The 15,423-nt window shown below is 33.8% G+C and carries 14 protein-coding genes; all 14 read left to right on the plus strand.

From position 1 onward, the window contains the following. Positions 1 to 17: 17 nt before the first annotated feature. The 14 genes from AC0L8O_RS25895 (at position 18) to AC0L8O_RS25960 (ending at position 14,895) form a co-directional block, all read left to right on the plus strand. Positions 18 to 248, plus strand: coding sequence for a hypothetical protein (locus AC0L8O_RS25895; RefSeq protein ID WP_473449389.1), 231 nt, complete (start codon positions 18 to 20; stop codon positions 246 to 248). Between the two features lie 115 nt (positions 249 to 363). Further along, positions 364 to 1,194 carry a hypothetical protein gene (locus AC0L8O_RS25900; RefSeq protein WP_473449392.1) on the plus strand — a complete coding sequence of 277 codons (831 nt, stop codon included), beginning with the start codon at positions 364 to 366 and terminating at the stop codon, positions 1,192 to 1,194. A gap of 15 nt (positions 1,195 to 1,209) precedes the next feature. Continuing rightward, a complete protein-coding gene (locus AC0L8O_RS25905) occupies positions 1,210 to 2,127 on the plus strand; it encodes a hypothetical protein (protein ID WP_473449395.1) in 918 nt (305 codons plus the stop codon). A 103-nt stretch (positions 2,128 to 2,230) separates the two neighbouring features. Continuing rightward, on the plus strand, positions 2,231 to 2,425 hold the full coding sequence (locus AC0L8O_RS25910; protein ID WP_473449398.1) for a hypothetical protein: 195 nt from the start codon (positions 2,231 to 2,233) through the stop codon (positions 2,423 to 2,425). Positions 2,426 to 2,454: 29 nt separating this feature from the next. Further along, positions 2,455 to 2,844: a hypothetical protein gene (locus tag AC0L8O_RS25915; RefSeq protein ID WP_473449400.1), complete on the plus strand. Its 390-nt coding sequence runs from the start codon at positions 2,455 to 2,457 to the stop codon at positions 2,842 to 2,844. A 26-nt stretch (positions 2,845 to 2,870) separates the two neighbouring features. Next, positions 2,871 to 3,377, plus strand: coding sequence for a hypothetical protein (locus AC0L8O_RS25920; protein ID WP_473449403.1), 507 nt, complete (start codon positions 2,871 to 2,873; stop codon positions 3,375 to 3,377). A gap of 117 nt (positions 3,378 to 3,494) precedes the next feature. Continuing rightward, positions 3,495 to 4,673: a hypothetical protein gene (locus AC0L8O_RS25925; RefSeq protein WP_473449406.1), complete on the plus strand. Its 1,179-nt coding sequence runs from the start codon at positions 3,495 to 3,497 to the stop codon at positions 4,671 to 4,673. A gap of 26 nt (positions 4,674 to 4,699) precedes the next feature. After that, on the plus strand, positions 4,700 to 10,357 hold the full coding sequence (locus AC0L8O_RS25930) for a PKD domain-containing protein (RefSeq protein WP_473449409.1): 5,658 nt from the start codon (positions 4,700 to 4,702) through the stop codon (positions 10,355 to 10,357). 101 nt (positions 10,358 to 10,458) lie between these two features. After that, positions 10,459 to 11,076, plus strand: a complete 618-nt coding sequence (locus tag AC0L8O_RS25935; RefSeq protein ID WP_473449412.1) for a hypothetical protein — start codon at positions 10,459 to 10,461, stop codon at positions 11,074 to 11,076. Positions 11,077 to 11,168: 92 nt separating this feature from the next. After that, on the plus strand, positions 11,169 to 11,354 hold the full coding sequence (locus AC0L8O_RS25940) for a hypothetical protein (protein ID WP_473449415.1): 186 nt from the start codon (positions 11,169 to 11,171) through the stop codon (positions 11,352 to 11,354). Positions 11,355 to 11,762: 408 nt separating this feature from the next. Continuing rightward, positions 11,763 to 11,957 (plus strand): hypothetical protein, encoded by a 195-nt coding sequence (locus AC0L8O_RS25945; protein ID WP_473449417.1) that lies wholly within the window; start codon positions 11,763 to 11,765, stop codon positions 11,955 to 11,957. A 566-nt stretch (positions 11,958 to 12,523) separates the two neighbouring features. Continuing rightward, on the plus strand, positions 12,524 to 13,330 hold the full coding sequence (locus tag AC0L8O_RS25950) for an abortive infection family protein (protein WP_473449420.1): 807 nt from the start codon (positions 12,524 to 12,526) through the stop codon (positions 13,328 to 13,330). A gap of 557 nt (positions 13,331 to 13,887) precedes the next feature. After that, entirely contained in the window at positions 13,888 to 14,100 is a 213-nt protein-coding gene (locus tag AC0L8O_RS25955) for a hypothetical protein (protein WP_473449423.1), read from the plus strand. A 333-nt stretch (positions 14,101 to 14,433) separates the two neighbouring features. After that, a complete protein-coding gene (locus tag AC0L8O_RS25960) occupies positions 14,434 to 14,895 on the plus strand; it encodes a hypothetical protein (RefSeq protein WP_473449425.1) in 462 nt (153 codons plus the stop codon). Positions 14,896 to 15,423: the final 528 nt, after the last annotated feature.

Raw genomic sequence — 15,423 nt, forward strand, 5'->3', positions numbered from 1 at the left:
GAGTTCAATTCTATGATGTGAATCCCCATAACCTACAGGTATCAATCTATAAGATTATTCATTATGACTATGAAAAAGATACTTGGGAATACAACAATGACATTCCTCAAAGAATTGAACGTATTATGAAAATTCGAGATTTAAATAGTTATAACGAGTTTCAATCCCTACTTTCTAATCTATCAACTAAGTATCCAATGAGAAAATCAGAACAAATGGCAGTTGGTTTACAAGGAAGTGCTCTCTAATGTTACTAGACTTATTAAGTGCAACTATAAGAGCAATTGGATATCTGATAGGACTGGCTGGTTTAATTTTTTTGTTTATTCTTTTGGTTTTAAGTACAACGTGGTCAAAAACCGATTGAAGTTGAAGAGAGAGAATCAACTGAAAAATTATGAGACTCGTATAAGAAATACCCTATTTTTTAGATGGTTTGATCGACTGCTTCAAGCGACGAATAAGTCATATTCACCTATGTTGTTTACACGTATAGCTAGAATCCAATTAATATCCTTTTTGGTTCTGTTGTTTCTTTTATCAATCACAACACATGCTTTTCTTTATGCACTTGTAACATCAATTATCTTTATTTATATAAGTCCAGCTGCATTTCTCTATGTAAGAGTAGTTAGAATGAGATCGCACTCACAAGCTGATTTATCTAACACAACGATTATGTTGTTACAGGAGTACCAAAGAAATTCGAAAAATATGATGTTTGCTTTAAAAGAACTAACGAAAAGACTAGATGGAGATACAAAATTGATTTTCGGAATGCTTTTTATTCGCATGGAAAACAGAACGATGGATAGAGATCAAGTTGCTGAAGTATTTGCTTACCAAATTGGAGAGTGGGGGCAAAACCTATCTATGACTATATTGAAAGCAATAGAAGAAGGGACAGATGTTGAATCAATTTTAGAAGATATTTCAGCCGATATAACAGAATTCCTTAAAAGTACTTCTGAAGCTGAATCAAGCGGACGCGAAATTGCTCAACTAGGAAAATTAACAATATTTTTTATTCCAACTCTAATTGTGATAAATGCTCAGTTCTTTATGGAACAAAACGCGTATGTTTATCATTTTTCAGATCCAGTCGGAATAAAGGTCCTTACTTTTTCAATTATATTAGCCTTTGTCGGATTTATTATGGCGGTACTCCTTGAAAAACCTAAAAAAAGATTATGAGAAAGGAGTTAAATCGTGGAATGGTTTTCCTCAATTATCAATACAGTTGATTCTCAAAGGATCTTTCATTTTAGTTTACTAGCAATGTTGCTGTTGCTTTCATATCTCTGTTTCATAAAATCTGAACAAGATGAAAGAGCGATAAGATACAAGTTAAGAATTTATATGAAATATAGAGTAACGAAAAAATTACTTCCTTTGATTGAAAGGTTAATAGTAAATCCAAAAGCAGATGAACTATTTAAACAAGCGGGTTTACCCTTTATTACAAGCTTTAATTACAACTTAACTCGTTTAATTATTGTTTTTGGAGTAATGATATTAAATCTATTAACAAGATATACAGGACTTGAAATCCTAAATAAACAAACTGCAATTGTTACCATTTTGGTCGTATTAGTAGCCTCTCCGAGAAAATACTTTCCAATAGAGTTTGTACTTAATTTGTTAAGAAAGAGACATTATCGTGCGACTAACCAAGAAGTGTATTCTTTGTATTTACAACTGAAAGCTGACTATAAAACGAATCAAAATATAGGGAACAACTACAACATGTTGTATTCCTATAGGAAATACTTCAAAATCATTCAGCCTTCTATTGAATTAGCAATATCAAGGTGGAACGGTGTAAATGGTTCCGAGGATGCCTGGAATGCTTTTGCTAAAGATGTTGGAACGCAAGAGGCACATATGCTTGCATTAATTATGCAAGGTGTCGAAAACACTAGTCCAACAAGAATATATGAGTTATTAGAGCAGAAACGAGACGAATTTGCTAATGCCAATAAAAATGCGTTCAAAGATTATTTAAAAGATAGAGAAAATATTATCTATTTTGTTATCTATGCTTGTGCATTAAGTATTTTTGCCAATCCATTTATGGCTCAATTCTTACAATATAAAGATATTATGCAACAAATGAATAATTTATAGTTTAGTTTACCTTAAAGGTGGTGGTTAGGAAAATAGCGTTAAGGAGAATAAAATCTCATATTTTCAAATTTAAAATTAATTATAGAAATTGGAGGAAAAAATAATGAAAGATTTAATAGCAATGGCTTTATTAACATTTTTTGTTGTAGGTTTGATCATTACATTCGTATTTGCAGATGGCGGTTTCAAAGAGGATTCAGGAAATATTAAGGACAAAACACAAACAATGTTACAAGATGCACAAGATTCAATGGATAGTGCTGGGTTAGGTTCACCAACTACTCCAAGTACACCATAACCTATTAGAAATAAAGGGAGTGATAACCTTTGAAAGATGTAATCGCCTTTCTATTGTTATTTCCGCTACTCGTCTTCTTCCTTGTTCAGCCTATGCTGCATGATGCAGAACAAGCAAGGGGAGATAAAGCGCAAATCGTCATTCAACGAGCAACGGAGAAAGCTGCAATTGAAGGGCGATTTACAGATGATATTATTCAAGAAGTAAAAGATGAAATGAAGCGCGTTGGTTATGATGATTCTGAAATAGAACTCGAAGTAACTACCGATCTGACTTATCGAGGAAATTACATAAGTGGGAAATTAAAAGTACCAAATAAATACTTCTTTCTATTTGCAGAAAGTCTTTTATCACTTGGAGAAGAAGAAGAGATCTTTCACATACGCTCAGCTTCAAGATTGAGTGAATACGTAAACTAGCAAGATCATTATGGAGGGTAGCTTTCATGAAATACTTCATCTATACATTATCAGTAGGAGTCCTTTCGTTTTATATTCTCTCTTACATGACTCAAACAGAAATACAGAAGTTAGCATATGATCAATTGAATTATGCACTAAAACATGCTGTTCATGATGCAGCTCTCCAAATTGATAAAAGTGGTTTAACGGAAGATCTAATCCTTTTCGATGAAATAAAAGCGGAAAGTGTATTTATTGAGACCATGCAACGTAATTTACCTGTCGACTTTAGTCTTCAACCTAAAGATACAATACTGTATGAGCAGCCAATTGAAGTAGTTGATAAGATATACATCGATGATGATTTTATAGATATAAATACTGGAATAAAGGTAACTTTCCCATTTGTTTATGAGTATGAAGATATAACGAAAGGGTTAACGTTTGATCAAGCAATCTTTGGTCCTTCTGTTATTTATGTTGTGAAAACAAAAGTATATAAAGGTACTAAGGAAGTTTATCAAGTAGTGGTACAAGAGTATAAAAAATGAATCATCATCTTTAGGTATAATATACTATGATTATATTGAAATCTATCTCATTTTTTGCCTGAAAATCCTAAATAGTTGATAATATAAGTAGTAAATAAGAAGGAGGAAGGATAAAAAATGAATAAGAAATCTGTTATTAAACCTATTTTAGGACTAGCAGTGGCAGGTGCTTTACTTATGCCAAATGCAATTAGTGCTAAAGCCGCAGCGGTTAATCCATCAAAGGTAACGACAATTCAAAATAGTGAATATGATTTACCAACTGGAGGACCTGTATTTTGGGGTGGTAAAGGTACAAACCTTTATAAAACTTCTAAGGTCGATGGCACATTAGTTGGGATATTCAAAAGGGGTACTAATCAAAACTCGGAGCCTTATTTCAAAGAGGTATTTGAAACAGGGAACTCTTACTATTACAACATTGCAGATCAATTCGACCCAAAAAGTGAAAACCCGTATAAGTATAATCAATCATATGTAAAAAGGTATGATCGTGTAAATGAGAAGAATTTTTCAGATTTTCACTTAAGGTTTAGTATTTATACAAATAATAAACCAACGGGTAATTACTATATAAGTGCACACAATCAAGCTAGAGAAGGTTTTTACAACATGGAAGTTAGATTCTATGAAGGGGTAAATTATTTAAGCTTACCTGTAGAAGACTACACAAAAGTTATTAACAGTTACACTCCAGCTCAATCTAAGAGCATTGAGGGAAAAAGTATTGTTATCCCCAAAAACACAAAGCCTTATCGTGAACCAATTGCTAGGTTAATAGCAAAACAGGATATTCCAATGCTTAAGAAGGAAAGTAACGGTTCATACACTGCTACTAAGATGCTTAAAAAAGGCGGTTTCTATCGAGTTTATAGCGTAGAGGGCAACCTTTATAATGTCGGTGGAGATTATTATGTACCAAGAAACGATGCTTTAATGGATCACTTTATTGGGAGATTACAAGTTAACAAGTCTGTACCAATGTACAATCCAAATGGTCAAATTCATAGATATCTAACTTCAGGAGAAGCAGTGAGAGTATTTGATTATGATAACGGAAAGTATGATGTTGGTGGTGGCTATTATGTAATCAAGAGCGATAAGACTAAGTACTTTGTTGGTGAAATTATTGCTAAAGCTAATGTTTCTGTATATAACACAAATGGGAAGGTAGAATACACCTTGAAAAAAGGTCAACGTGTTTTCATAGAAAAGTTAGAAGGTTCAAAAGCTTATCTTGATGGAGACACTTACATCAACCATGACAGAAGCAAAACAGAATATAGTAAAAGCTAGTAAAATTTAAGGTGGTGGCTTTCTAAATGAGGAAGCTCAGAAGGAGTAAGCTATTCAATGTTTCATTGATTCTCATAATACTCCTTTCTACGTTACCATCTAATCTGTTTTCGTTCACACCATCTGTACAAGCGGTTAGTAGTGATAGTTATGAAAAGTATAACTGGGTAGCTACTGATGTACCCCTTAATAGATTGTTAGTTCATCCCGCAGGAGACGTACCTAGCAGTGCAAGGCATCCACAATGGTTTGAAAGAGAAGGCCTGCCTAATCCATGGACTTATACAAGTTATAAGAACGATGGAGTAATGCTGCGCTCTGAAGTCGCTGATAAACAAAAAGAGTTTCGGAAAACTGAATCAGGTCAGTATGTAACAGATCCTGTTTCTATTGCAGGGGAAAAAGTATCAACTGTAAGAGCTAAAATGCAACAAATAATGGATACAGAAAGGTCGAGAAATCCTTATTCAGTTGCAGTTGAAGCAATTGTTTTCCCTGTACACAGCTATAGAACATATCCAGTATCTGTTGCTGACTGTAATCGGTTTTCGGTTGAAGATTCTAAGTATGGTAGAGCACCTACTGAGAGTGAACTAAGAGATGGTACTTATTTTGGTCGATGTAATGCTTACACGTATACACCGGGCAACGATGACTACATGTCAAATATGAAACTTTCCGATTGGACATATTATGGTAAAACACTGGGTATGCCAAATGGTACTCATAAAGACTTCCAATATTACAATTGGCAAGGAGCACGTTTTGAGAACCGTAATACTGACTATTTCCTACAAATGAAATTTGAAGTATTACCTCCTAGTGTCGTTTCAATTGATCTGGTACCAAGTGAAGCCACCATAAACGTAGGTGAGACTCAACAATTCACTGTTTGGGGGCAAATGAATAATGGTCAAAAGGTAGACATAACAACTAAAACGGAGATTATCTCCTCAAATACTGAAACAGCTACCATTGACAATAAAGCCTTGGCTACAGGACTCAAAAGAGGAACAACAGGTATTATAGCAACCTATAACGATCCAATGAAGGGGAAACTAGTAGACCGATCATTACTGAAAGTAGTTGGTGAAGGCACAGCACCCCCACCAGAAGAGGTAGGGACAATTGAGTTAACACCAGAATACAGTGCAGTTATGGTAGGTAAGGAACAATCTTATAAGGTAGAGTACATTAAGTCAGATGGAACTCGTTTAGATGTAACGAGCAGTTCGAGTTATAGTAGCAGTGATACTGCAATAGCTGCTATAGATAACTCAGGAAAAGCAATTGGGGTACATGAGGGGCAAGTTACTATAACTGCCACTTACAATGGAAAAACAGACAAAGCAACTCTTGATGTAACACCGTTTGTTTTAGAAGTTGAGAACAAACCTCCAATTGCATCTTTGGAAATGTTAGAAAGGTATTATTGGGTTGAAACAGTTGAAATGAAGAACACGAGTTATGATCCCGATGGATCTATAGCTTCGTCAGTTTTAACGGTAGACGGTAAGTCAAGTCCGTTTAATGTAAAGTACTCTAGGGTAACTGAGCCTGAAAACCATGTAGCACAATTAACTGTTACAGATGATAAAGGTGCTACATCGAGTGCAAGTAAAAACTTTACAATTTTACCTACAACTCCAACAGCTGATTTATCAATTTATGGTACTCAGAAAGTAAATCGAAAAATTGTACTAGATGCAACAAATTCTGACTCTAAAAGTCCTGTTGATGTTGCACCTATTGATTACAGTAAAACAAAATGGACAATAAAGCCCTTAACAGAAGGGGTAACAGCAGATGATATTAAGATAGCCGTTTCTAGTGACTACTCTAAAAGAGAGATACTAGTAAGAAAGCCCGGTGACTATGAAGTAACAGTAACCGTTACAAATAATGTTGATGAGACAAGTGAATTGGTAACAAAAACCTTTACTGTAGGACCTGACCTTAAACCTATTGCTCAATTTACAGTTGATAGCAAGAAAGAGCTCCGAGATGAAAATGGGGTAGCTAAGATTACTTTAAGAGACAGCTCTTATTCACCAGATGATGATATTATTACACAACGCATTTGGTATATAGAGTATGACAGCAATAACGATGGTTTATTCGGCACAAAAAGGGATATTCCTAAACAGATTATATCTGATGCTAATGAGTCAGTCATTGAGTATGAGACTGACCGAGTCGGTAATTATCGCTTTAGTTTAGAAGTAGTAGAGGGGTTTAATCAACCAACTATTACTCAGTTTATTCTAGCTGAACATTATTTAAAGGATGGAACGGAGCCTGTAGTCCCAGCGCCAATGCAGAGTATCGATGAATATCATAAGGTAGAAAATTTCAATATTCCACAAAAGGATAAGGCGGTCATTGTAGACAATGCACCTCCTGTCGTAGATTTTGGAATAACTACTCAGAATAAAGTCGATATTTACTTAAACTTTGGTGGGCTTGATACTGCTACAATGCAAGAAAATCATACAAACTATGGTTCACAAGCACGTTATTACAGAACAAATTATGTTGAAACAAGAACATGGGAAAGTTACGACTATTATTATGATATTGATAGTGCTGAAAAGAATAAGTTAACTGCTCTTGCAGGTGACTTGGAGGTTGATCTTCTTACTAAAGGGATTGACGCAAGGGTAGTCATTGATAATTCTTATGAAAGTAGACCAGATCCTGATGGCACTCATCAGATCAATTACCCAAACTGGGGTATGTCTTATTGGACAGATAGTTATTATGACACTGTAACTTCTTCAAGTTCTTATTACACTCCACCTTCGGGTTGGTATGTTACAAGTGTAACGGATAACACAACAGTTGAGTCGTACAATTTAACATGTAGTTTTTCTACAGGAACTTACTGGTGTCCAAACTGGAGTGTTTACACAAATTCATTACCATCATGTGGTTATATATCTTGTACTAGTTGGAGTTCATCTTTCGTAAATCACACTTATGCTGATAGAACAGCAGATGATGCTGAAAGAACAGCACAAGGGAAACCACTCTTATCACAAGATCACTACAGAACATCCTCAACAGATAAGTATTCGAGGGTAAATACAATATCGAGGACGTACAGTATCCAAATGGATGTACCTCGTTCTGCTTATGAAATTCAAAGCTTTACGACAAGTGGTTCGGGGAAACCTTTCATAGATACGACAGACTTTACCCAATCTTTTGCGAACACTTCATTTAGAGCAGGTTCTGATAACTATTATTTCCGTTTTGATAAACAGAACTGGTCTTGGATGGGTAACACAACAAAGTATAACAGTGTTATAACAAACATGAAGAACAAATCAATTTACCTCTGGAACACAGCAAATACTCAAAATCGAGTTAACTTCGATAAGGTATTGTCTAATGGTTCTAAATTAGGTCAATTTACAGTGTATGACAGTACTGCAGCAGAAAAACATGTTCAAGATATCAAGGATTACTTTATCAGTAACTATTCTCATAAGGAAGATGATGTAAATAAAACTATCATATTAGGCGATGAAGTTGATTACACAGTTACTTATGAAGATCACGAAAACGATCCAGAATTAAAACGCGAGTGGAAGTTTGAACATGATCATACTAAAGTAAATGGAAGGGTTATTGATAATCAACCATTAGGACCAATTGTACAAACTGGTTCTTGGATTAACAACCCAATGCAGTTAACTGAAGTAGGAACATATAAAATCCAATTACGTTCAATGGATGATCCGATTCACTTTAAAGACTCTAGATTTTACAATTTCAGAAAATGGTCTGATGAAAGTATTGTTAGAGAGTACACAGTGAATGTCCATAGACGTCCAACAGCATTATTTAACTTTTCAGTCGATCAAAGTGATAATCTCAAGTTAACACTAGACTCAACACCTTCATATGATATCGATTTCCAAACAAATCGTGAAGATAGGGGTATAGCTGAGTATGAGTGGAGTTATTACGTAGATGGGGTAAAACATGAAGGAAAACCACCTTCTAATTTACAAGTTGATAAGTTATATGATGTCACGTTGACTGTTACAGACTTAGATGGTGCAAGTGATTCCATTACAAAGAGAATTAGTACTAAAAACGAAAACCTACCGCCTGTTGCTTTATTCGAAGTACAGGGTACAGTAGCAACAAGTGAGAAGTTGAATTTTGAGGATTTAAGTTATGATCCAAATAATGACCCTCTTACAAACTATAAAATTACTGTACGTAAACAAGGTAGTCAGACAGTTCTTAAGAATCTAACCTCTTTCCCCGAAAGCTTTAGCGGTATGGGGTTGACTGCAGGAGACTATGTAATTGGTTTAACTGTAGATGATATTCCCAAAGTAGGGGTAAAGATGACGTCAGAATTGTTTGAGAAGAACATAAAAGTTATCTCAGATAACAACCCACCTATTTCATCCTTTACTTTAACTCCTAACCCAGTTAATAAAGGAAAATTACTAACTTATAAGGATTTAAGTTCTGATCCTGATGGTGATAAATTACTAAATTACAGTTGGTTAGTAGAACAAGTTGATGAAGACGGTAATGTTATTGAAGTGTGGAATACAGGTGTTGCTCCAATTGACTTAGAGCAATTTGGGGGTATTGGGAAGTATAGAATTACTCAAACAGTTTATGATGATCCACCATTCCCTCACCAATCTTTATCGGGAACGAGTACGGTTGAAGTGGAAATGGTACAAGGACCAGAAGAGCCATTTGCAGAATTTTCTTGGGAACCAATACAACCAATAGAGGGTGGAACTATTACTTTTGATCCTTCTTATAGTTATGACTTAGATGGAACAATAACAAGATATGAGTGGTCAATTAAACATCCTAACGGTACAGTTACAACCTCTACTGCAAAGAATCCAACAATACCGAATTCTAGAGTCGGGGAGTATCAAGTAACACTTAATGTATTCGATAATGACAATTTAAAATCTAAAGTACCGGCAGCTCACGACATACTTGTGAAGCCAAAATCACCGAATAAATTACCAGAAGCAGAGTTTATTTGGGAACCATTTAGCCCTACAGTTGGAGATACTGTTAAGTTAAATCCAGATGGATCGTATGACGTAGACGGCTCAATCGTTAAATACGAATGGACTATCGTTCCACTTGGAGGGAGCACGACAGCAACAGCAACTAAGTATCCAGAGTTCGTTGCAACAAGCAAACAGTATACAGTTACACTAAAAGTAACTGATAATGAAGGTGCTACTGATACAGTAGTAAAAACAATTAACGTTAGTATAGCTAAGCTTGATGCATTTGTAACCCATACGGAAGAATGGAAAAACAGACTAATTGCTCAAGGTTTTGATCCAGACATTAACATGTTTAAAGCAGGCGAGAAATTTGTTATTGAATTAACAAGTACGCCAGCAGCTCGTGTATGGGGATCTATTAATTTTGGTGGAGAAGTAGGAGAAGTTGATATTCCTTCGACAAACTTTACACTTGTTTCGTCAAGTCCAACTAAATATATATGGAGAGCGGAATTATGGAGAGATGACTTCGAAAAAATTCCTAATGGGGAGTATATGTTTGAGTTTCATTCTATGCATCCGGAAACGTCTCCAACTATACAGGCTGATAAGAATTACTTTATACAAATAAACGGTAATATCTATTCAGATATGAAATTTCATCGTAAATATTAGAACAATCGAAGGACATTATAGTAATTTCTATAATGTCCTCTTTTTTGAGAAGTTACTTTTTTGTTGGATAATATATATAAAGATAAGGAGTGTACATTCATTTGGATTGCAGATTTGTAATTACAGAGATTTTGAACAATCATAATTTTATTAATTATGAGATTGAAATTAGTAAAAATAAAGGGAGTAAGTGTAATTATAAAAAAGAAAAGACAAAAATATATATCAACGAAAGTAATAATAAAGGTGATGCAAATTCTATAGTTGTAGCTGCTCATGAGGCATCTCATGCTCTTAATTATTATGAAGGAGTTACGAACCCTAAATTATTTAAATTATTAGAAAGGGTATGGTGGTTGTTTGTAGGTATTGCAGTAATAGGTATTTTAACAGATTTTTTAATGTTTATGTTTCAAGGTGTAGTAATACCAAAAACATTATTATATCTTTCAATAGCTTTATATTGTATTTCTACTATTACCTACATTTTATATTATATGAGAGATGAATCGAAAACAGAGAAAAGAGCATTAAAAGAGCTCCAAACTCTGTATCAGGATCATCAAATATCTTCAGTGCCCTTTTTGGATGTTCAAAAGGAAAGTAAAGATCGATTAAAAATATGGGTATATCGAAAAAGTATTCTTTTGTTAATTTTCTTTTTAATATTACCATTTGGTTTTATGATCTACCTTGATACAGTTAGAAACATGATCTAAAAGAGGTTGTTAACAAAATACCTGTAATGAGGAATTAAGAACACTGCTATCGACCATCTATAGCGGTGTTTTTTTATTAGGAGGAATGAAAGATGATAAAGAAGAAACAAAATCGGGTAGCCTTTATTATTGAGTCTACTCAACGAACGGAGAAAGCAGTTGCACATAAATTTTACAGGGGAGCTGGTAGTCGCTGGATAGACAGTATATTGGGTTTGATTTCTGAATATAATGAATTAGCAAAAAATCTGGAGAGATTCAGCAAGATAGTTTCATAACAAGTTACCGTACTTAATAAGTTAAAATCACATAAAATAGCTATTAACATAACTGAAATAATTGAAAAACGTCTTGATTCCTTGATTCCTTGATTCCTTGATATTGCTACGAAACCAGCTAATAGAAATTTTATTCTTCAACAATAGAGGGCGCTATTCTTGAATAAGGATGCCGCTCTTTTTCATTTAAAGGGCCATATTGTTGAGGATTGTTAAATGAATTTCCAGTTTAAATAGTTATGATTGTGACGATCTTTACTTAAAGCAATAAAAGTGAAATTGAACAAGAAAGTAATAATTACTGCGCAGTAACGATTGGCATTATTTTGGAAAATAGAACAGCAATTCGTGGTTTTTTGGTATGATTTAAGTACTATATTGTCAATAACGGTGATTGGAGGAAATAATATGTTTGAAATATTTATACCTGATGACGAATTAATAATTGTAAGAGCGAAAGAAGACCTTAGAACGAATGGATATAATGTAAATAAAGGGGAACTTTTTAATGCCTCAGAAAAAGAAGGGGTAATTGTAAATGGTAGTTTTGCATGTCAAATTGGCAGTCCTAATTTCAAGGCTTGGTTTGAAGTAATCGCCTAAAAATAACTATTAGAATGAATACTAAAAGCAAGAGATATATTATGTGCTCAATAGAGTATAGAATGTTTTTCCACCTAGGTGTTTACACATAAGCAGCAATCAAACAATGTCTGATTATATATAAAAGAGGTATCCAACAGAATTATTATTGGATACCTCTTTGTTAGTAATTGGAGGGATTTTACAATTTTTGTCGAAGTGTGTTTTAGTAGATTTGTTTATCTATTTAAACTGCAAGTAACAACGATTATAGGAATTTGTTTCTTTTAAAATTAATGATCCTAATAACATAATTGATTGGACACATGAAAGGGAATGGAGAATAAAAGGTGACTTTACCTTTCCATATATGGATACACATATTATCCTTCCATCTGTAAATACTTATAGATCTTTTATCAAGGAAGTTGATCCTGAAGTATTAGAAAACATAAAAGGAATAATCACCTTGGAGACCGTATTTACATAAGTATCTAAACCTAACATATCCTAATTAATTATTACGCCCATTGATTCAAGAATTTTAACTGTATACAATAGAAAAAAGGTAAAGGAGAGATCTCTACTTGGCTGAATTAAATCGAATAGATAGAATGCGTTTGGAAAAATTATTTGAAATGGGAACAGGATATGTCATTGATTTTTCTAACAGAACAATTAGTGAGTTTGTAATGGAATCGACCGGAAAGGATATATACGACCAACAATACGCCTTTAAAGGTGATTCCAAGGCGAATCGTTTACGTGCTTTCTGGGAAATAGAATCAAATTATACTGTTTCCATTCTATTAAAAGATCTTATTGTATATTGGGGGGCAATTCAGAGTGAAGACATCCCTATTGAAGAAACCACTTGGAATCTAAGAGATGAATGTTGGAAAATAGCAGGCAAGTTAGGTGAAGAGGGAATTTCTGAACATGTTGACCATTTAGTTGCAGTCGCCGCTGAAGAAATGGATTTTTCCTTGCTTGCAAAAACGATTCGTGAGAGTATCGAGCAAAATGAACCAGGTGCAGCATTAGATCGCCTTCATACATATGTGGTCAAGTATTTACGAAGGCTTTGTGATAAGCACGGAATTACTGGTGGAAAAGACAAACCGCTTCATAGTATTTTCGGGGAATATATCAAGCATATTGATGAGCTTGGCTATATCGAAACGGAAATGACGCGAAGGATATTAAAAACTTCCATTTCACTTTTGGATGCTTTTAATCCTGTCAGAAATGATAAATCATTTGCCCATGACAATCCATTGCTGAATTATGACGAGAGCATGCTGATTTTTAAAAATATCTCGGCCCTCATTTTGTTCGTGGAATCTGTTGAAAAGAAAATAAATGAGCAATCTAAACATGAATTGCCGTTTTAATAGCTACTTAAAAAACGGGACATGGGAATTACCTACGAAATAAATTTGATTCCAGAAAAAGGAATCTATTATTGAATGATTATGATGGGAAAATAATAACCAATTTGCAGCGCAGTTCAAATATACTTGCAATTATATAATCGTATAAGACGATCACTTCTATTAGGGCGATCGTTTTTTATATTTGAGCGCCCTACTGTGTAACAAAAATTGACTCTTTTAAAAGTAAAAACAGACTATTTATAAGTGTATTTATGAACTTTGTAAAATTAGTAATATTTGGTAACATCCTTTTAAGAGAAAGGATGTCGCTCATTTGCATTTATTAGGTAAGACTGTTGAGAAATACGAGTACTTTGCAGTAAAATATAAAAAATTTATGATAATAACTAAAAATGGCGATATTATCCTTTTTGTATTTAAAAGATCCGTTTCTATAAGGAAATGGTCATTTTTGCTTTCTTATTATACATAATTTGGTTGTTTTGCTCTTTTGATTGACTAAATGGATTCACTTATTATGAAAGTGCAATTCATAATTAAAAGGAGTGTTTAAAATGTACCGAGAAAAAAGCGATGGAAAAGTAATTTTTCCAAACGAATTATTGGATAGCAAAGGTCTTATGGGTGTAATCACCAATCCTAAAGAACATTTAATAGGTTTTGCTGCGATGTCGGATTATACAACAAAACAAGAAAATCCTTATTCTATTACAATTTATCTATTAGGCTGGAATCATGGGTTGGAAAGTTACCAGGTATTACAGTAACTTTACACATTTCATTTTCCTACAGATAATCAAAGAGAGGAATTTTATTGCGATCTACCGAACTTATCTGCTCTGGATCTTATGCAGCTGCTGGAACCACATTCTAAAGATGGATATGATATTTATAAGCAAATATAATAGTTTTATAGCATGAACAACCAATGATCTCGGACTAACAGTTAATAAATTATCGCTGCTTCTAACGAAGTGGCGATTTCTTTTTCATGGAACAGATTAAATATATTTTATGCTATATTTTCAACATTATGCAGTTTGCTCAATCTAGGTACATGATAAAATAGAGTAAAGAATTTATAGATAGGGGCTTGGTCAATGGGGTTTCTTATTTGTTCTCTTATAGTGATCGCAATATTTGGTGGGATCCGATTACAACAACATAAAGAAAAAAAGAAACAAGGCTATCTAATGAAGATATATGCAAATATATATTTTTTACACGGATACGACCTTGGAAAAGAAGTGAGTGTCAAATTGTATGAGGATAGGATTGTATTTAATGATACTGCCACTATTAAAGTCCAGAACATTACAAACGTTGATTACATAAAGCAGTTTGTGCGCCCACAGGGTGGTCGTAGGTATTACAATGTGTTACCTTACCATCATCAACTAACATTCAATTATAAGCCAAAAGATGGGGGAGAAACCTTTATAAGATTAGAAAGACCAGGGAAATTATCTCCTCAATTCATAGAGTTTAGAAGGAAGATCCTTTTGTTAAAAGGGATAAAAGAGGAGCCTTTTCAACCACCGTCTGAACCGTATGATCTCTAAAAAATTGGAATACACATATGTTATGACTTTATAAAATACATAGGTGGAAGACATAACAAGGAAATTCTTAAATTCCCTCTGGCATCTTTTTTTATTACATACTTATTACCGCATTTACATATTAATATATTTTATGCTATATACATAAATATTTATATAAAAGGCTCAGTTAAAGAACAATGTTGATTTTCTTATTGAGCTAAAAGCAGGATAGTTCAATAAGCTAATGAATTGACATATAGAATAGAGGTTTAGGTATGAATAAACTTTATATAAACAAGCATGTTTAATGTTTAGGGGATTCAGAACATGGGAAGATAGATTTCATACTTCTTGAAACTGATGAGAATGGAACAACACATTCAGTGGATGTTGATACATTTGAAATTCTATTAGGAGATGTAAAAGGAATCCAAACTATGAGACCTTATCGGGCTTACATACTTTTAAGTTGGAAGATACGCAGTACACTATGACAGCTGAGGACATGGGTTATCAAATGTACTACGATAAATGGAAAAAGGAAGG

It is taken from the genome of Metabacillus sp. KJ11-3, from assembly GCF_055808295.1.